The following is an 18,719-nucleotide window of genomic DNA, read 5'->3' as shown; positions in this document are numbered from 1 at the left end:
GCGTGCGCACGATTTCAGTTGCTGCAGCCATGGATGGCGAGGTGGCCATTTTGGCCTGCTTGGCACTCCCCCACCCGTCGGCATCACTCTAGGTACACGCACTCCGAACTCCTGATTCGGCCTCTTTGCTGTGCCTCGCTTTCACGGATGACCGACGCTCCTTTCCAGCTGGCGCTCCTGTTCAGCGCGCCGTCGATCAACTCCGAAAGAAGCTTTGCCATGCAGAAAATTACTGCCCAACAAATCCGTTCGTCATTCATCAATGCCAGCCGGTCCGAAGCCGCCAAGCTCAACCTTCCGCGCGACTTTGAAACCATCGACTGGGAAAACCTTGAATTCCTCGGCTGGCGCGACGAAAAAATGCCCCAGCGCGGCTACCTGGTGGTCCCGCACCAGGGCAAGCTCACCGGAATCATGCTCCGGGCGCCTGAAGGAGGCTCCGGAAAGAAGCGCGTGGTCCTCTGCGAATTGTGCCGCGACGTCTTCTCCAAAGACGACGTCTATCTGTGGGTCGCCAAGAAGGCCGGACAGTCAGGCAAGGACGGCAACACCGTGGGGACCCTGATCTGCGCCGAGTTCGGCTGCAGCGCCAATGTGCGCAAGGAACCGCCCGCCAACGAAATCAACCCGGACCCGGCCGTCGTCGTGGTTCGGCAAATCGCCGGGCTTGAGGAGCGCACAGCCCAGTTCCTGGACCGGGTCTGGGGCACCTCCACCCGCTAGCAACGCGAGGTCACTTACGGCCCATAAATGGCCTCAGCATGGGCCGTAGGTGACCCCGCGTTGCTTTAGCGGAGGACGATATCCACGGGATTCGCCTCGGACCGCCATGCGCCGGGCTCTCCCGTGCCCGCAATGACGGGAGACGTGAGCACGCCGGACCGGTTGGTCCGCTTGTCGCGGAGGATTTCCGTGACCGAGCCAAGGTGACGCGACAGGTCGATCACGTTTTCCGGCGCGGCCAGCAACAACTGGAAGCCGAACTCGTGAAGCGCCTTGATTCCGGCTCCTGCAAATTCCTCGGATGCCAGCACGAACGCTTCGTCCATCATCACGGTGCCGTAGGTAGTGAAGCCCTGCTCGGCAATACCCAGCTGGTAGCTCAGGGCCGCGGCCATGATGAACGCCGTGAAGCGCTGACGTTCACCGCCGGACATGGAGCCCGTATCGGCATGCATGAAGACCTCGGTCTTCTTCTTGCCGGCCTTGCCGGTTTTCGCCGACTTCCCGGCCACCTCCTTGTGCTCCTTGCACTGGATAAACAGGTGGCCGCGGACGTCCAGCACTTCGGCGCGCCACCGGCGGTCCTCAGGGGTTTGGGAACCGAGACGCTTCACCAGGGTCTCCAGCGACTTATAGCGGGCGGTGAGCTCGGCGTCGTCGTCGACCTCCGTTCCAGCTGCGACAGATGCGCTGCGGGAGGGCCGCGCGTGCTTGGCCTTCAGCGCGTTCTGGATCGCATCCTTGAACTGCTTGGCCGTAGCCGGAAGCGTCTGCTTGATGTCCAGCTCCAGATAGCTGCCCTCATGGAAATTGACCTCTGACAAGATGCCGTTGAGGGGCAGGATCCGGCTGGTGATACTCCGGCGCTCCTCATCCAGCAGGTGCAGCAGCGTACTGAACGATTCGTGCGTGCGCTGGTTGAAGAACAGCCGGAATTCGGCCTCCTGCGCGGGTAGGCCATCGCTCACGATCGCGTGATAGCGCGATTCGAAATCCCCGGCAGCCCCGATGGACGTGCCATGGTCAGCACTGATGGCGCTGCCCCAATCACGCACGAAGGCCTCGAAAATTCGCGTCAAACGCTCGGCCGTCGCCTGGCTGCGCGATTCGGCGGCGTGCAGCTCGTCGAGCAGTTTGTTGCGGACGCTGTTGGCCAGGTTGTCGAGTTCGTACAGCTCGGATACATCGCCGACGCCGGCAAAGTACGGTTCCAGCGCGGCCACGGTGGAGCTCGACGGCGGTGCTTGCTCAAGTTTCAACCTGGCGGCATCGAGCAGGCCGTCAGCCGTGATCATCTTTTGGTCGAGCGCTTTGTATTCGCTCTGCAGCACGGCCGCCGCACCTGTGGAGGACTGGTGCTTTTCCCGCACTGCCTCGATGTTGGCGCGTAACGGTTCAAGGTCGGCCTGGGCAGCCAACGCATCGGAAAGCCGCTGCTCAATCCGGGCAAGCTCGTCCGCGGCAACAGCTGCGGAGACCTGTTCCCATGGACGCTCATCCTCGGCCACCCTGCGAAGGGCTTCCAATTGCCGGGCCATCCCTTGGTGGGAATCCTCACGGCTTTGCGCCAATTCGGCAGCCTTGGCCAGCTCGTTTTCCAGCTCGCCCACGCGGGCCGCCACCAGTTCGAGCTTGGATGCGTTGTCGAAGCCGAGGACGTAATCCTGCCGGCTCGTGAAACGGTCGTCCTTTTCCACGGTGTGCCGGTTGCGTTTGACCACGCCACCCAGGCTGAGGCCCTTGTCCATCGCCGCAAGCTCGTCCGGGTCCTCCACGCACGGGTACGCGAAGTCCAAGGCGATCCGCTCGCGGATCCATGCCCCGGCGTCGGCGTTGGCGCCCGAGGTGAGGATGCTCAACTTAGTCAAGAGGTCGCCGTCGGACACGTCCTCCACAGCCAGCGCGCCACCGGCAACGGGCTTGGACACATCAACTGCGCGCAGTGCACCCCGGACCGTGTTGTCGTTCAAGTACCGCGTAACCGCAGCGAAGTGCTCTCCCGGGACCAACAGCGTGGTGGCGAGGTTGCGGAGCGCACGTTCCGCGGCCGGACGCCACTGATCCTGGCCCTCGGCGAGGTCGATCAGCTCACCGCCAAACGGCATCCGTTCCTCGGGGATGCCGGTCGCGACGGCGATCGCGGCCCGGTTTTCTATGCTCGACGGCGGCAAGAGGGACTTGCGCGACCGAAGCGATAGCAGCTCCTGCTCAGCCGCAGCCAGCTCGCGTTTCTTGGTCGCGTGGCCGTCGAAGGCCTCGAAACGGAGCTCCTTCAAAGCCTCCGAATCGTCCTTCAACTCCGCCGAACGGGCAGCCGCCTGCTCATGGGCCTGGTCCCAGCCCTCGGCTGACCACTCAAGGTTCAGCCCAGCATCGGCCAGCGCTTTCCGGGCAGATTCCTCCACCTGTTGGCGCAACTTCAGACTGACGCGGGCGTTCTCCAACGACTGCTCGATAGCCGAAATCGCGTTACCGCCGCGGTTGTTGTAGTCCAGCTCCAGCTCACGGAGCTCCTTGGCCAAAGCATCCCGGACCGTGCGCTCGGCAGCGAGTTCTTGTGCCTTGGACTGTGCCAGTTCCTTGAAACGCGCCAAGGTCTTGGCGTGGACGGTGACCGCAAGTTGCTGCTTGTACGCCTCAAATTCCTCGCCAGCCAACTCGCGAAGCCTGTTCGCGTCCAACAACGCCTGCGCATAATCCTTGTTCAGCCCAGGTACCGGCGCCAGCTGATCGCGCTGCTGCCGGACATCCTCCAACCGCTGCCGGATAGACATCAGGTTGCTGAATTCCTCCACCACATCATCAGCCGCAGCCAACGTAGCCGGAGCATCGAGTACCTGGTCGCGGAAAAACGTATTAACGCTGCCGCCAAGGCCTTTCCCGGCCTGGATGACGCGCAGCAGGGGAAGCGCCTGGTCAGAGTTGATGCCCAGGAGCCTGCGGAACCGCTCCGCGAACGCCTTATGGACGTCGAAGACCTGCCCGTCCGGGAAGATCGATTCCAGCGCACCCTTGGTGAACCTCTTCCGGGCGATCCCCTCGATCGCTTCCAGGTCCAGCGGCTTGTTGTCGATCACGTAAAAACGCCCGACGCTGGACTCCGTGCCATTTTTCGGCAAATCAAACAGCGCAGAGACCGTCACCTTCGTGCCTGCCGCATTATCAAACGTCAGAGCGACAGCAGACCAAGTGGCACCAGGGCGCTGGAAGGCACTGGCCGAACCATCCCCAACAGCCTTATCACCGACCTTGCCGCGCATATAAGTGAACGTGGTCCTCTTGTCCTCCACAGCGCCACCGGAACGCTGCGCAGCGGCCTCATTTGAGCGCGGTCGGGCATCAAAGACACGGAGCATGGCATCGAACAGCGTCGACTTGCCGACGCCGGAATTGCCCGTCAGGAGGGTCCCGTTGCGATCCACGTGCATCGTATGGGCCCCATGGAAGGTGCCCCAGTTGACCACCTGCACGAGTGCCAAACGCATCTGGCCCGGGTTGGTGAGCTCGCCGAGCGGGAGCATGGTTGCGATGGTCACTGGGCTGGCTCCTCTGTTGCTTCGTCCCCTATCGCGGCGGTACCGGACACATGCTCTGCATGCTCGCTCGTGCCTCCCCAACCGCCCCCTGACCTCGCAAGCTCGGTTAGGGAACCCTGCGGTTGTGGGCCCACCTTGGACGCATGCTGCCGCATGTCTCCGGGATCGCCGCTCCGTTCGGTGACGTGCCCACGCAAGGTAGACGACGCCGATGCCGCCTCGGGATTGGCATCGGGCCTTCCGGAGCCGGGCGGCTCGCTGCTTGCAGCAGAGTCGTCCGGCGAAGGGGCGGGGGCGGCATCGGCGTCGTCGTCGTCGTCCCCAGCCCCGGGCGCGGCGTCGTCGTCCAGGTCGTCATCTGAGGTTGTGGATTGATTTGAGTCTGGGTCGATGTCCAGGAGGGGCTCCGTGCCCGACTCGTCTGCTGCCACTGCCACGAGAGCTTCGATTTGGGCCGGGATGTCGCCGATGTTTTCGAACGGGAGTGCCAGGGGGAGGGCGTTGCTGATGGTGTAGGTGTCGTCCAAGGGGGTGGGGAGGAGGAGTTGGCGGGCCAGGAGTTTGGTGATGGTGCGGGTGACGACGTCGGAGTCGCGGAGTGCATCCTGCTGGCCGGGGGGAGTGTAATTGGCCACGAGGTCCGAGATCTCTTCGCGGGTGATGGTGGGGTCCGTCTGGGCTGTGACGTGGCGGTCCAGGAGCAGGCGCAGGCGCAGCAGGACGATGGTTTCCACACGGCTCAGTGCACGCTGCTGCCGCAGGATGCTTGATCGTGAACTGGCGCCGATGATCTCAGGGTCAACGGGGCGGAGGACTGCGATCTTACGGTCGTGATCGAGCTGGAGGGTGAGGAACAGTTCCGAAAGGCGGCTGCGGAGGATGAGTTGGTTGTCCAGGAGGGTGGTCCAGAGCTTCTCGTCCCGGCCGCCGTCGATGTAGGGGCCTTTCAGCAGTTTGACCAGCGCGTGACGGACCTTCATCGGCAGCACGCCTGTGTCACCGGGGAAAAGCGCAGCGCCGTCAACGAACGTGTCCCGCGGGGTAACGCGGAATGGGTCGCCTTGGCTGGCGTGGGGCGCCGTTTCAGCCGGGACTTCAGCATCCTCAAGGGTGACTTGTTCCTCCTCGGTGACGTCCGTCGTCGTGATTTCCTCAGTCATCAGAATCCTCATTCAGCGTGACGACAGGCAGGTACGCAGTGCGGATACTGCCGTCGATTTGTTCGAAGTCGATGTGTTCCCAGGCGGCCCGGTCGAACCCCGCGCCGCTGTGCAGCGCCATGGACAGCAGGGATCGGACGGTGTTGATGTGTCGTTCCTCGGCGGGCAGGTTTTCCCATGCCTCGCCCAGGGTGGCTGCGCCGGCCATCGCGGCCCGCACAACAGCCGGCTTGGCCTTGCCGGTGCGTGCCGAGCGCACCCGGTCCGAATCGCTGAAGGCGATGGGGTCCGCCAGCCGGGGCGGGGTCGCGAACTCGTCCGGGTCAAAGAGCTTGACCATGGCCAACGACTCGAATCCGGCGTTATACAGGACGGGGCCTCGTACCAGGCCGGGCCGGTCACGTTCGTAGGGCATGGACCGGATGGCTTGCTCTGCCTCAGCCAGAACCTTGCGCAGGCTGACCGACTGACGGACGTCGTCGCTCTGGATGTAGGTGTTCAGGCTTTCGGAGAGCTTGCCGTAGATTCTCTGGATCTGGCTGTGCTGGGTTCGCAGTTCAGCCACGAGGTTCTTCAGCGTTTCGCGGTCTTCGTGCGAAAGATCGTCTGCGAACTGCCGGCTGAGGACCTCGCCGATCGCGGATCGGAAACGCAATTGCTGCTGCGGGTCTTCCAGGAAGGCTGTGAAGGAGCGGAACGTCCTGCCCTCGGGACTTTGGCGCAGGCGCTTGTCGGCCTCCAGGACCTGGGCCATGGTTGCGCCCTTGCTCAGCGACTCCTCGATGATTTGGTTGCGGAGCTCGCCCACCAACTCCTCTATGCGGTCGCGCATTTTCTTGTAATCAGCAGGAAGGCTGGCGGCGAGGTCAAGGATGTTGCCTGCGGCCTCAACAGCTTCTTCGTCGTCCAGGAGGCCGTCGAATTCGCCGGAGCTAATGTCCTGGACGAGTTGCTGACGCTCCTGGATTTCTTCCTCCAGCGCCTCCAAACGTGCGCTTTGGTCCGGGTTGGTCTCATTGGCGAGCTTCTCCACATCGCCAAGCAGCGTGCCCAGGCGGGAACCGTTGAGCGTGGAGCGCTCGCTGGAAAGGCTGTCCAGGAATGCGAGCACACGCGCCGCTGCTTCGGTGACCTCGTAGACGATCTGGCCGGATTGGTTGCGGCGTGTCAGGAACTGCCTGCGCGTCCATTCGTCGCCGAAGGCTTTGCCGTTTTGCTGGCCGCCCAGCCCTGGTTCCTGGCGGCGGAGCTGCTCAAGGAAGGCGTCGACGTCGGCATGGAACTCTTCCAGCGGAAGCTGCGGCCGGGTGCGGGTGAAGGAAGCCTGCAGCACCGCGATCACCCAAGGTGCCGAACGCGTCAGGGCCCAGGCGGGACCTTTGGTCAGTTGCTCAAGGTCGCGAAGCCGGGCACTAATGGCGTCGGCGGAGGACATCGCTGAACGGGACAACTACTCTCCTTCAGCTGCTGCGAAACCTGGCTGGCAGCGGAAACTGCCCCGTACAAGGTTAACGCAGAGCGTCCCTACCCATCTAAGTAGCAGCAGAGCACGTTTACGGGCCCCTAAACGCGCTCTACTGCGACCTAGACTCACAGTTGGGCGGGGCAGGTGCCGAAGCCGCACGCCGCCGTCGTACTCATTCCGTTACATACCGCCCGGTTCGGTTTCGATCCCATATCGACACGGCCGCGGCGCGATTCTGTGCTGGCCGAAAACCACGCCCACCCCTAATGTCGGATCATCGACGCGGCCACGCCGCGTCTACCCACGCACTGTCGCATAGGGGGAACCATGGATTTCGACTTCACTGCTCTGGAAACAGCCACCTACGTATTCATTGGAACGCTGGTCTTCGCCGCCATTTTGGTGGCGTTTATCGCAGCAGCGGCCATAGCAACAATCGTTCTGATCGGTGCCATGGGAATGGCCTGGTACACCGTCAAGGCAGTCCTGGGCGGCTTGGTGCATGGCATCAATTTTGCGTGGGACAGCCTGGTCCATCACGCAGGACAAGTGGAAATCCCGGCCGAATTCCAGCCCCAGGTTTCCTCTGGCACGGGTAGCTACCCGCGGGTAGCATTGAGGGACAGCTGAAGGGTTCCCACCCGAGGCGGACCCTGGCTCCATCCGGCACAACCGGCTAGAGGAGTTATTCCATGACGTCCGCTACTGACAACAGTCTCACCGCCGCAAGCGTCAACGCCACAGCAGAAGAAGCCCGCGCCGTCGCCGAGGCCGCCCGCGAAACTGAATGGAACCGGCCCAGCTTTGCCAAGGGCCTGTACCTGGGCAGCTTCGACCTCAGCCTGATCCATCCGTGGCCGCAAGCCAAAACGGAGGACGTGGAGCGCGGCGAAGAGTTCATGGCCAAGCTCGAGGCGTTCTGCAGGTCCATGTCCGGACGGGTGATCGAACGCGACGCGAAGATCCCGGATGAGTACCTTGCAGGCCTCGCGGACCTTGGCGTTTTCGGCATGAAAATCCCCCGCGAATACGGTGGCCTGGGATTGTCCCTGGTCTACTATGGCCGCGCGCTGGCTTTGGTGGGCTCCGTCCATCCGAGCCTGGGCGCACTGATTTCGGCGCATCAGTCCATTGGCGTTCCGGAGCCCGTCAAAGAATTCGGCACGCCCGAGCAGAAGCAGGAATACCTTCCGCGCTGCGCCGCCGGCGCCATCACGGCTTTCCTCCTGACCGAGCCCGACGTCGGCAGCGACCCCGCCCGGATGGGCGCCACTGCCGTTCTGTCGGACGACGGCCGGTCTTACCTTTTGGACGGCGTGAAACTCTGGACCACCAACGGGGTGATCGCCGAACTCGTGGTGGTCATGGCAAGAGTTCCAGCCCACACCGACGCCGACGGCACCACGCACAAAGGCGGCATCTCGGCGTTCGTCGTGGAGATGGACTCCCCCGGCATTACGGTGGAAAACCGGAATAGCTTCATGGGCCTACGCGGTATCGAGAATGGCGTGACCCGTTTCCACCAAGTGCGCGTGCCGGTGGAGAACCGCCTGGGTCGTGAGGGCCAAGGCCTCAAAATCGCCCTCACCACGCTCAATACGGGACGTCTTTCCATCCCCGGGCTCTGCGTTGCCGCTGGGAAGTGGAGCCTGAAGATTGCCCGCGAATGGTCAAACGCCCGTACACAATGGGGCCGTCCGGTAGGCAAGCATGAGGCCGTGGGAAAGAAGATTGCGTTCATCGCCGCCACGACGTTCGCGTTGGAAGCCGTGTTTGAATTGTCGGCCGAGATGGCCGACGCCGGCCAAAAGGACGTGCGCATCGAAGCCGCGCTGGCCAAGCTCTGGTCCACCGAACTCAGCTGCCGGATCGCCGATGAACTGGTTCAGATCCGCGGCGGCCGTGGCTTTGAAACCGCCGAGTCCCTTGAAGCCAGGGGCGAGCGCGCCGTGGCGGCCGAGCAACTCCTCCGGGACCTCCGCATCAACCGGATCTTCGAGGGTTCCAGCGAGATCATGAAACTCCTCATCGCCCGTGAAGCCGTGGACGCGCACCTTGCCGCCGCGGGTGACCTCGCCTCAGCGGACGCGAGCTTGCAGGACAAGGCGAGGGCCGCCGTCGGCGCTTCAGGTTTCTACGCCCGCTGGCTGCCGAAACTCGTTGCCGGAGCAGGCATGGATCCGCGGTCCTATGGCGAGTTCGGGCGCCTGGGCAAGCACCTGCGGTTTGTTGAAAGGTCCTCGCGACGGCTCGCCAGGCAGACTTTCTATGGCATGGGGCGCTGGCAGGCGAAGCTGGAACACAAGCAAGCGTTCCTGGGCAGGATCGTGGACATCGGCGCCGAACTGTTCGCCATGGCAGCATGCTGCTCACGTGCCGAAATGCTGCTTCGTACCCATCCGGAACACGGCGCCACCGCCTTTGAACTCGCCGAGGCCTACTGTGAGCAGGCACGGGTGCGGGTGGACGAATACTTCGACCAGCTGTGGCGGAACACCGACGACGGCGACCACCACCTTTCGCGCAAAGTCCTCGCCGGGGATTACGCCTGGCTTGAGGCCGGAGTCCTGGACCAGTCCGAAGGAACCGGGCCGTGGATCGCCGATGCGTCCCCTGGCGCCTCAAGCAAGGAGAACCTGCACCGCAAGTATCGGTAATCCGGCGCGTTCCTTCCCATTTGGTCCCAGGCGCACCTCGCCGCGTCCGCAAGGCTACGCGGGCTGAAGCTCCGGTTCGGCCGTCTTTGCCGAGGCAACCGGGAAGGAGCGTTAGCGCACGTCGCCGTCCACGTAGTACCAGACCTTGTCCTCGCGTACGAAACGACTGAGTTCCCGCTGGACGCCCCGTTCCCCGTCGGACCGATAGTGCGCAGCGAACTCAACAGTCCCGGTGCTGTCCAGGGGCCCGCCCTTGGACGTGCCCAGGATGTCGAGCCTGCGCCATTGCATGTCAGCGTCCAGTTCCAAGGAAGCCGGGCGGGTTGAGGCGTGCCACGTTCGCAGGAGGTACTCCGGGTCCAGAATGACGAATGCCGAATACCGGGAGCGCATCAGCTGCTCGGCTGTGGGTGCGTCGGCCTCACCCCGGTGGAAGCGCCCACAACAATCGTCGTACTGCTCTCCGGAGAGGCAGAGGCATGCACCGTCGCGGAGCCGGCTGAAATCAGGGGTCACTGGGTCCCAATCTGAGGCTGAAAATGAGAGCTGGGCAACATATTTTCCCACGCCGTATAACAGCTTCGAAACAACCCTGCCCGAGGGTGGTGCGGGGCGTGATTCCGTCGGTGCTGGACCGTAGGCTAGATGTGCAAGCTGGGTGGGCAATGCGCGCATCGCAAAACGACAGCCAGGGGAGGCTACGTGGAGGATCCGACAACACTCGCCATCAACCTGACATATTTGGGCACAGTGGGGATGGCTATCCTCATGTTCCTGGGCCTGTGTGTGGTCGTCATCATCACTCTGGTAGTTGCCGGAGTGGGACGGCTTGTGTCGGTGATTCTTTTGGCGATGGTCGGCATCTTCCCCAAGAAGGAAACAGTCACCATCGTCCACTTGCCCCCGGCTCCGGAACGCGTACCCGCACCGGCGGGTGACGACGTCGATTTCTCCAGTCACGCTGTTGAATCGCCGCTTGAAGATCTTGCGTACGTTCCTGCCGGATCCGCTGCCGAGCCAGCCCACAATCCTGCCGCCGCGGAACCCAAGAAGGACCTCTTTGGCGATGTTCGACGCCGGGTCTCGGATGCCACTTCTGCCGTCAAGGACGGTGCGTGGAAGGTTCGCCCTAAAAAGGTGCCCAAGCCGGTCCACGTTAAGGAAGTGGTGGAAACGCAAACCGCCCACCACCCCTTGCTTGTGGCCGCCAGCAAGGAACCCCCTGTACTTGCAAAGGACTGGGCCGACGCCGTCGCGGAAGCTGACCGGAGGGCGGCCGAACGCGCAAAGGCAGAGGAACCGCCCGCCATCAAGGTGACGGTCCGGGAGCTGGACGAGCCAACACCGCCGTCCAGCAAAGACGAACCGTCCGCCCCGAAGACCCCGGACGCGCAGCAGTCTCCTGGCAGCGGTCCTGAAAAGTCCGGGCCTCAATCCAACAGGTCCGGCCAAGCGAACGGCCCCACCCAAGGGAACGGCCCCAAGAAATCGGGCCCGAACACTTCCAAGAATGGAAAGTCTTCGAGCCCCATCCGTAAAGGATCGCTCAGCGGGGCAAGCCGCAACTCCTAGGCTGCGAGCTGCCGGAACGCTGCTCCGTGGTAGATCAGTGGTTTGGATTCGTGGTTGATGGTGGTCGCCTTGACCTCAAGGACAACGATCGCGTGATCCCCCGCTGGCGTCTCGGAGACAACCTCGCATTCGAAGCCCAGCACCGCGCCGTCGATCAGAACGGCCCCCGAGTCGCTGACGCTGGTGGACAATCCGGCGAAGCGGTCCCGGGTCTTGGAGGACAGCTGAAGGCAGGCAGCTTCCTGGCCCTCGGCCAGCACGGACACACCCAACCTGCTGGCCTGCCGAAGCTTGGGCCACGTTGTGGAGGAGTTCTGCACCGCGAACATCACCAACGGCGGTTCCAATGACACGCCCACAGTGAAGGACGACGCCACCAGGGCCTCCGGCGTGAAATCCACCATGGCACTGAAGGCAGCCACTCCGGACGGGAACTGCGCAAATGCAGCCTTGATGGCCGCCGTTTCTTCCACGGTCGTCTGTGTCATTGTGCTGTCCCCTATCGTGCGTTGCTTGAGTTCCTTTCCCATAATTCACCCGCTTCCGGGAACGGCAATATTTGTTGATTCGAAAGACATTTGTGTTGCCGCGTGTCAAGAAATGTCGCGAAGTAAGGCCCCTTCCATTACCTCGCAAGACGAAAAACGAAGAAGTTCTACCGTTTGCATTTCGGGGTCCCACGGCCCTGTGTAGCCTCGATTGGACATCCCTTGATGACGGTTGAGCCATCCACTGGCCCGCAGCTGTCAAACCACTGACCCACCACAGGAAGCCGACATGAGCCTCAACGAGCTACGAACGCTTGGACGCACTGGCGCCCTGATCAGCCCTCTCACGCTGGGTACTTTGAACTTTGGCACCGGGACCGCTCCCACCGGCCCTGCGGAGAGCATCCGCATCATCCAGGCGGCATTGGACGGCGGCATCACAAGCATCGACACGGCCGATATCTACTCGCAGGGTGAGGCCGAAGTCGTGGTGGGCCAGGCAATCCACGGACGGCGCGACGACGTTTTTCTCGCCACCAAATTCCACGGCCAGATGGGGTCCAATCCAGCGCATGCCGGGAACTCACGCAGGTGGATCGTCCGGGCTGTGGAGGACAGCTTGAGGCGGCTGAACACGGACAGGATCGACCTCTACCAAGCGCACCGTCCCGACTACAACACTGATCTTCTTGAGACGATCACCACCCTGAACGATCTCATCCGGCAGGGCAAGATCCTCTACTACGGCACCTCAGTGTTCAGCCCGGCGCAGCTCGTCGAGGCACAGTGGATCGCGAACACCAACCACCTGACGCCCCCGGTGGTGGACCAGGTTCCCTACTCCCTTCTGGTTCGCGCCAACGAACGCGACGTCTTCCCCATCACCCAGCAATACGGCGTCGGGGTTTTGAGTTATGGACCACTCGACGGCGGTTGGCTGGCTGGCGGTTACCGCGTTGGCGCGGGCCAGCCCGAAAGCTCACGTGCGGCTGCGGTTCCCGGCCGCTTCGACGTGGCCGCTCCCTTCAACCAGGGCAAGCTGCACGCGGCGGACGCACTCGCACAGCTGGCGGCCAGGTACGGACTGACCCTCATCCAGCTTGCCGTCGCCTTTGCCCTGAACCACCCCGCCGTGACCAGTGTGATCATTGGACCGCGGACCGAGGACCATCTCACCGACTACCTGAAGGCCGCCGACGTGGTGCTCAGCGAAGCGGTGTTGGATGAAATCGATGACATCGTGGCCCCCGCCGTCAACTTCCTTGAGCGGGACGCCGGCACGGTCGCTCCCCATCTGGAGTACCCGGAACTTCGACGCCGGTAGGTTCCTTGCGCTGTGAGGCCCGCTCCGTGGCCTTCAGTCCTAGTGAAGCACGTCGGGCAGGGCGCACAATCACCTATTGACGGCATTGGACCATGGCGTGATCCTTGTCCTAAGTGCTGCGGCACGCCCGCAGCGTCAGGTCCAGTAGAACGCCGCCTCCCATGTCCAAACCCCATGTCAAGCAAGAAGCGGCGAAAGCCGTCATCCCGGGACAGCCGACCGAAGGTCCCCTGACCCACGAAGAGTTGCAGCTCTCCGGCCGCAACCATTCAATGCCGCTCGAAGCCCTCCACGACGACATCACGCCGGCGGGCCTGCACTATCTGCTCATACACTTCGATATCCCGCACGTTTCCGCCGAGGCATGGCGCCTGCGGCTCGGTGGCGCGGTTGATCACAGCTTGGAACTGAGCCTCGACGACATCAAGGCGCGGCCCTCCGTGACCATGCCAGTCACCATGGAATGCGCCGGAAATGGACGCTCGCTCCTGCAGCCACGTCCGCTCAGCCAGCCCTGGGTGCTGGGAGCAGTAGGCACTGCAGAGTGGACAGGAACCCCTTTGGCACCACTGCTGGAGGAGGCAGGTTTGGCGGATGACGCCGTCGAGCTTGTCTTTACGGGCGCCGACAGCGGTATCCAAGGCGGAGTTGAGGAACCATACGCCCGCAGTCTTTCGATCGCCGAGGCGATGCACCCCGAAGTCATGCTGGTCTACGCCATGAACGGCAACCCGCTCCCGATCCAGCACGGTTTCCCGCTGCGGCTGCTGGTGCCGGGCTGGTATGGCATGGCAAGCGTGAAGTGGTTGACGTCCATTGAGGCAGTGACTTCACGGTTCATGGGATTCCAACAGGCCGTGGCCTACCACTACCTCCAGGGACCCGATGGGCCAGGTTTGCCCGTGACGCACATTCGCGTCCGTTCCCTGATGGTGCCGCCCGGGATTCCTGACTTCTTCACCCGACGCCGGGTAGTGGATGCCGGCCCAGTCATGCTGCACGGCAGGGCGTGGTCCGGGCACGGTGAAGTGGAACGCGTGGAGGTAGGAATCGACGGCGAGTGGATGCCGGCCCACCTGGAACCTGCTGTCGGTGACTTTGCTTGGCGTTCGTGGACCATGGTGTGGGTCGCGAGCCCGGGAGAGCACGAGTTGCGGTGCCGTGCGATGGACTCCTCGGGTGCGCTGCAGCCCAGCGATCAAGTGTGGAACTACCAGGGCATAGGGAACAACATGGCCCAGCGGGTTGAGGTAACAGTTCGGTAGGGCTTGTCCGTCCGGCTTCTCGAGATCGCTGTCAACGCCGGACTAGACTCGTTCAAATCATGAGTATCCCGTCTTCATCTCCAGCGAATGTCCGGGTGGATGCCTGGTTGTGGGCGATCCGCGCTTACAAGACCCGATCCGCGGCTACCGCTGCCTGCCGCGCCGGCCACATCCGCATCAACGGAAACCCCGCGAAAGCCTCGCAAAGCGTGATTATTGGCGACACCATCAGGGTCCGCGAATCCGGCTGGGAACGGATCCTCGAAGTGAGGCGACTGATCGCCAAACGCGTCGGAGCCGAGGCTGCGTCGCACTGTTTCACCGACCACACTCCCCCACGGCCCGTCGCCCCCAAGCTCGGCCTTCCCCAGCGCGACCGCGGCGCCGGCCGACCCACCAAGAAGGACCGGCGGGACATGGAGAAATTGCGGGGTTAGTTGTCCACATACGGTCACCCGCTGACCCGCTGCTGGTTTGCGGCCGTTTAGCTTGGTTGAGTGATCCCTCTGCCCCCTGCTCCTATCGACGTGAACATCCATACTGGGCCGGTCGAGTGGTGGCAAACTGTTGCAGGGCTGGCGCCCTTGGCTGCGCTGGCCGCAGCCGTCATTGCTGCTTGGATAGCGTGGAAGTCGCTGCGGCAGAAAACGGCGTCCGATAACAGGGCAGAATGGTGGCAAGCGATACCAGATAAGAGGTCGACGATGACGGAGCCAATGAGAACACCGGCACACCACGGCGAACGCAACGGGGCAACCGACAGGATCGACCGCGGCGCTGCTGCGCGTGACCGCGGTGTGCAAATCGCAGCCGCCCAGCTACGTCTGGTCACAGACCGCCGGCTGGGAAAAGAAACTCCCGACTGGGTCAGGCAGCTCGCGGCCGAGAAGCCTCGGCGCGACGTCTCGTAGGCTGCGGGCAAACATCTCCACAAACAACAATAGTTATCCACAAGCGGCCCCCTTCGACGTGAAACCCTGCCTCTGCCCCGCCTAGACTGGCCGACACATCGCCAAACAGCTGCTGGGGGAGCCTGTCATGTCACGCCTTTCTGCCAATTCTTCACGTGCCCTTGTTCGAGGAGCGGTCTTCGGACTCGGACTAACAGCCGCGTTGCTGCTCACTGGCTGCCAGGGCGGCCAGCCCGGCGGTCCTCCTTCCGAAACAAGCTCGACGACGGCGTCACCCACCTCAGGGGTTTTGTCACCACGTCCTTCGGCTACTGAACCTTCGGGGAGTGCTACTCCCGCCGCTGTCTACAAGCCAGCCGACGCGAAGGGCAAGGCAGAGAATGTGCCGGTTCCTGTGATGCCCGAGTTGGCGAAGGAGAACTCGAAGGAGGGGCTGGAGGCGTTTATCAGGTATTGGTACGCGCAACTGAACTACAGCTATGAGTCTGGTGAGACAGGAACGCTTCGGTCCCTCAGTGCCGCGAACTGCTCTTGGTGCACCTCACTTCGCGAAAGTGTTGAGGCTGCATGGAAGGACGGTCGGTGGGTCGCTGGGGCGGGAATACTTACCGCTTCACTGGAAATGGATTTCGATCCTGCAAGATCCTCGCAAGTGGCCATTGTTCAAGTAATACAAGAAGCTGTTGAAATCAGAAACGGCGACGGATCCCTGTATCAAGACCCCACGCCAGCGACGAATTCAGCCAGTCGGGCTGAATTCGAGTTCAAAGATGAATGTTGGATCATGGTCGATCTCGGCCTGATTCGTTGAGCCAATGGTGATCAAACTTTGGCTCCCCGCATCAACTTTTGTCATTGCTGCGGGCGTTATCCTCCTACTGCAGGGCCCCGGGGCCACCGCCAAGGAGCCCAAGATCGACATCGGGTACGTAGACAATGGACTTAACCTGACAGCCACGCACTGGAGGAAGGACCCTGCCACCGGAAGCTTCGTGCCGAAGCTGGACGGCCCGTCCGCTGCGGAAGACCCCAACCAGTACATGCCGGATGTTCACTGCCGCTCGGGAGGGTCAGACACTCCGGACAGGGGGTGCCTAACGATGGAATGCCCCGCTAAAACACCTGGCGGTGAAGAAGGAACACCCGTGATCTGGAAACAAGCTCCAAAGTCAATCGCGAACCCGCAGTGGACTGACTACCCGGCGATCAGCGGACCCACCTGCCTGTACGACGCCCAGCCCGAAAACGTTCTCGCGAACATTGCAGCCCGGATCCTGAACGACTTCCGCCAACTCCCCGTCAACCCGGGAACCCTCCAAGCCCAACCCTTCCCCCACACCCTCAAAGGCGGACCAACAAACTTCTACACCACCGCCACCGAACAAGCCTTCAACATCACCATCCTCGGCCAAACCGTCCAACTGAGAGCAACCCCGGCAAGCTTCACCTACACCTTCGGCGACGGCACCAGCCTCGGCCCCACCCCGGCAGCTGGCTATTCGATCCCCGAAGCCGACTGGCTCCTCAACGACACCCGCACCAGCCACAGCTACACGGCAACAGGGAACTACCCCGCCACCATCACCACCAGCTTCACCGGCACCTACTCCGTAAACAACGGCCCGCCACTGCCCATCAACGGAATCCTGGACCTGACCACCCCACCAAAAACCATCCAGGTCTGGAGAACAGAAAAAGCACTCGTCGCCGACACCTGCCAGGAAAACCCCACATCCTGGGGCTGCCCCAACGCCAAAAAATGACGGGGCCCGTCGCTTCCCGACCCTCATTGAGAGAAAAAGGGAGCCAGATCGCCGGAAAACAGCAGCGTCGACCCGCAAAGAAGGTCAGGAAACCACAGCACCCAAAAGGACCACAGGCAAGGAGATCAGGAGAACCACGTGTCCGGCGGACCCATGAAGAGCAGGAAGCTGAACACGCCCGCGACGCCCACCAGAACAATCGCAACGGCCCGGATGGGGTATCTGAGAATCCAAGCTTGCAGCTTCTCCAGCCCGCCGTGAGGTTCCTCTCCTCCGGCAGCCAAGCGCCAATCGCCGGCAAGGAGGCCTCGACGGTCGAGCGACTTTTCCACGGGAATCGTGGCATACGGGACCACGGCAGAGACGATTGCAAGCAGTCCTGTGCGGGCATTCCATTTCTGGTTGATCCATGTGAAGGCTGCTGTGGCTCCATAGCAAAGGAAGACAAAGCCATGGATGCCTCCGGCTACACTGACGCCCACTTCCGTGGTGTGCGTGACGTACTTAAGGAACAGCCCAATCAGCAACAGCGTCCACGTCACAGCTTCGGCAAAAGCAACGGTACGAAACAGGGTGCGGGGCAGCATGGAAGTCCTCAGCTGGGAAACGGGAGTCACGTCCAATTTACCGTGACAGGACAAACACGTTCACCCCAGGAGAGGAAGCGAGCCGCGATTCCGGATCTGCGAGTCCCCGAATTCGACAGGCACGGGGGCAATTTCCATCGGCGGCTCACGGCGGGTCCGGGCCTTGCCAACAGCAATGTGGGGCAACCACCGGGGTGACCAGTAACCAAGGGCAGGTGAACTCAGGATGAAGTCGTCGATGTTGTTCAGGCCCAGGTCGTCCAGAAGCACATGGAGCCCCTGGACCAGAAGGGCCTGATAGTCGTGCACCTCTTGGGGAACGTCCACTTCCAGGCCCATGAGGCGGCCACCGCCCAGGGGGATCAGCTTGTCCGACTTTCCCAGAAATCCTTGCAATACAGGCAACCCTGTCAGCCAACCCGCAATCTCCGGAAGTACCTTCTCTGACCGCGACATTCCTTTGGTCCAGGCTTCAATGTCCTGGACCAAATCATCGAGGATACCCACGTGCAGCAACGTCATGTGCAGCCCTTGCGGCTTCCGAAGGAAGTCGACGTAATGGCTTAGTCCCTCGTAATCGGTTTGCCCGGCGCCTATGCGGAGGACAGGCACCTCGACAGTGATCCGAGGTCCATGCGGTTTGCCTCCAGCGGGGTTACTGGCCGTCATGCATGACATTATGCGCCGCCCGCCGCTCCCATGGCAGGCCCCGAACAGAAGCCCAGTGCCGCCGTCGTGCTTGACGCCCTACTTCCTGGAGCGGGCTTGAACCAGATTCGCAAACGGCAGGCGGCCATAGGTCGCAACGAAATCAGCGTGGTAGGCAGCCTCGGCTGCGTTCACTTCCGAAGGAGGTAGTTCTTTCCACGCGATGATCAGGTCCAAGGCGTCCCGAAGCTGCCAGATGAGGCGGGCATCCCAGACGACGGTGGGTCGCCCGCGGCCGTAATCCATGAACTCCTGGATCTGCTTCCGAAGCCCCCGGTTTCCCTGGCTTCCGGCGCTGGCTTTGCCCAGGTACAACAGGGAAGCATCGGGAACCCACTCCGCTTCCAAAGCGTCACGCTTGAGGGATGGGTCTTTCTTCTTGAAGGTTCCGGCGGTGCCCTTGTTGAGGAAAACGGGCTCGAAGCCGGCAGGGCAAAGCAGGGCAAAGACCCCGGGACCTTGGGGGACGCGCATGACGTCGAGGTCGTCCAAGGCTCGGAAGCCCGTGAAACCTTGGGCGGTGAGGGACTTTTTGGTGAAGAGCATGGTCCATTGTGTCA

Annotated in this window: 17 protein-coding genes and 1 pseudogene; 10 read left to right on the top strand and 8 right to left on the bottom strand. The window is 62.5% G+C overall.

Going from position 1 to position 18,719, the window contains the following annotated elements; genetic code table 11:
- Positions 1 to 219: 219 nt before the first annotated feature.
- The gene (locus tag AC6I97_RS04595) at positions 220 to 723 is read left to right on the top strand and encodes an FBP domain-containing protein (protein WP_497946927.1); all 504 of its coding nucleotides are present in this window, start codon (positions 220 to 222) and stop codon (positions 721 to 723) included.
- Between the two features lie 65 nt (positions 724 to 788).
- On the opposite strand, the gene AC6I97_RS04590 is transcribed toward AC6I97_RS04595, so the two are convergent.
- From AC6I97_RS04590 to AC6I97_RS04580, 3 genes and pseudogenes are all read right to left on the bottom strand, one after another.
- Positions 789 to 4,259 (bottom strand): ATP-binding protein, encoded by a 3,471-nt coding sequence (locus AC6I97_RS04590; RefSeq protein ID WP_497944197.1) that lies wholly within the window; start codon positions 4,257 to 4,259, stop codon positions 789 to 791.
- 320 nt (positions 4,260 to 4,579) lie between these two features.
- Positions 4,580 to 5,419: pseudogene (locus tag AC6I97_RS04585) on the bottom strand (DUF4194 domain-containing protein); the annotation flags it as partial.
- Positions 5,412 to 6,869, bottom strand: a complete 1,458-nt coding sequence (locus AC6I97_RS04580; protein WP_497944196.1) for a DUF3375 family protein — start codon at positions 6,867 to 6,869, stop codon at positions 5,412 to 5,414. The pseudogene AC6I97_RS04585 and the gene AC6I97_RS04580, both read right to left, overlap by 8 nt.
- A 342-nt stretch (positions 6,870 to 7,211) precedes the next feature.
- On the opposite strand from AC6I97_RS04580, the gene AC6I97_RS04575 reads away from it, so the two are divergent.
- Both AC6I97_RS04575 and AC6I97_RS04570 read left to right on the top strand, forming a co-directional pair.
- On the top strand, positions 7,212 to 7,514 hold the full coding sequence (locus AC6I97_RS04575; RefSeq protein ID WP_224093514.1) for a hypothetical protein: 303 nt from the start codon (positions 7,212 to 7,214) through the stop codon (positions 7,512 to 7,514).
- A gap of 62 nt (positions 7,515 to 7,576) precedes the next feature.
- A complete protein-coding gene (locus tag AC6I97_RS04570) occupies positions 7,577 to 9,541 on the top strand; it encodes an acyl-CoA dehydrogenase family protein (RefSeq protein ID WP_497944195.1) in 1,965 nt (654 codons plus the stop codon).
- 111 nt (positions 9,542 to 9,652) lie between these two features.
- Here AC6I97_RS04570 and AC6I97_RS04565 read toward each other — a convergent pair whose 3' ends face one another.
- Positions 9,653 to 10,057 carry a YchJ family protein gene (locus AC6I97_RS04565; RefSeq protein WP_497944194.1) on the bottom strand — a complete coding sequence of 135 codons (405 nt, stop codon included), beginning with the start codon at positions 10,055 to 10,057 and terminating at the stop codon, positions 9,653 to 9,655.
- 186 nt (positions 10,058 to 10,243) lie between these two features.
- On the opposite strand from AC6I97_RS04565, the gene AC6I97_RS04560 reads away from it, so the two are divergent.
- Positions 10,244 to 11,113 carry a hypothetical protein gene (locus tag AC6I97_RS04560; RefSeq protein WP_497944193.1) on the top strand — a complete coding sequence of 290 codons (870 nt, stop codon included), beginning with the start codon at positions 10,244 to 10,246 and terminating at the stop codon, positions 11,111 to 11,113.
- Here AC6I97_RS04560 and AC6I97_RS04555 read toward each other — a convergent pair.
- Positions 11,110 to 11,601, bottom strand: coding sequence for a flavin reductase family protein (locus AC6I97_RS04555; RefSeq protein ID WP_431116957.1), 492 nt, complete (start codon positions 11,599 to 11,601; stop codon positions 11,110 to 11,112). The genes AC6I97_RS04560 and AC6I97_RS04555 overlap by 4 nt on opposite strands.
- 289 nt (positions 11,602 to 11,890) lie before the next feature.
- Between AC6I97_RS04555 and AC6I97_RS04550 the strand changes: the two genes are divergently transcribed.
- The 6 genes from AC6I97_RS04550 (at position 11,891) to AC6I97_RS04525 (ending at position 16,864) form a co-directional block, all read left to right on the top strand.
- Positions 11,891 to 12,925: an aldo/keto reductase gene (locus AC6I97_RS04550; protein WP_309928059.1), complete on the top strand. Its 1,035-nt coding sequence runs from the start codon at positions 11,891 to 11,893 to the stop codon at positions 12,923 to 12,925.
- A 161-nt stretch (positions 12,926 to 13,086) separates the two neighbouring features.
- On the top strand, positions 13,087 to 14,190 hold the full coding sequence (locus AC6I97_RS04545; protein ID WP_224093502.1) for a sulfite oxidase: 1,104 nt from the start codon (positions 13,087 to 13,089) through the stop codon (positions 14,188 to 14,190).
- 59 nt (positions 14,191 to 14,249) lie between these two features.
- Entirely contained in the window at positions 14,250 to 14,627 is a 378-nt protein-coding gene (locus tag AC6I97_RS04540) for an RNA-binding S4 domain-containing protein (RefSeq protein WP_055975330.1), read from the top strand.
- A gap of 60 nt (positions 14,628 to 14,687) precedes the next feature.
- Complete coding sequence (locus AC6I97_RS04535; RefSeq protein ID WP_309928064.1) at positions 14,688 to 15,101, top strand: hypothetical protein; 414 nt, start codon at positions 14,688 to 14,690, stop codon at positions 15,099 to 15,101.
- Positions 15,102 to 15,228: 127 nt separating this feature from the next.
- Positions 15,229 to 15,912, top strand: a complete 684-nt coding sequence (locus AC6I97_RS04530; protein ID WP_309928065.1) for a DUF6318 family protein — start codon at positions 15,229 to 15,231, stop codon at positions 15,910 to 15,912.
- 4 nt (positions 15,913 to 15,916) lie between these two features.
- Positions 15,917 to 16,864: a hypothetical protein gene (locus tag AC6I97_RS04525; protein WP_309928066.1), complete on the top strand. Its 948-nt coding sequence runs from the start codon at positions 15,917 to 15,919 to the stop codon at positions 16,862 to 16,864.
- 125 nt (positions 16,865 to 16,989) lie between these two features.
- Here the strand turns inward: AC6I97_RS04525 and AC6I97_RS04520 are convergent, their stop codons facing one another.
- The 3 genes from AC6I97_RS04520 to AC6I97_RS04510 all read right to left on the bottom strand — a co-directional run bounded on the left by AC6I97_RS04520 (position 16,990) and on the right by AC6I97_RS04510 (position 18,705).
- Positions 16,990 to 17,451 carry a DUF3817 domain-containing protein gene (locus AC6I97_RS04520; protein WP_309928067.1) on the bottom strand — a complete coding sequence of 154 codons (462 nt, stop codon included), beginning with the start codon at positions 17,449 to 17,451 and terminating at the stop codon, positions 16,990 to 16,992.
- 60 nt (positions 17,452 to 17,511) lie between these two features.
- Entirely contained in the window at positions 17,512 to 18,120 is a 609-nt protein-coding gene (locus AC6I97_RS04515; protein WP_309928068.1) for a hypothetical protein, read from the bottom strand.
- Positions 18,121 to 18,198: 78 nt separating this feature from the next.
- On the bottom strand, positions 18,199 to 18,705 hold the full coding sequence (locus AC6I97_RS04510) for a hypothetical protein (protein WP_309928367.1): 507 nt from the start codon (positions 18,703 to 18,705) through the stop codon (positions 18,199 to 18,201).
- Positions 18,706 to 18,719: the final 14 nt, after the last annotated feature.

The sequence above is a fragment of the Arthrobacter sp. TmtSoilC48 genome (genome assembly GCF_059739425.1).
The sequence above is the reverse complement of the archived record's forward strand: the minus strand, read 5'-3'. Positions and strand labels throughout refer to the sequence as shown.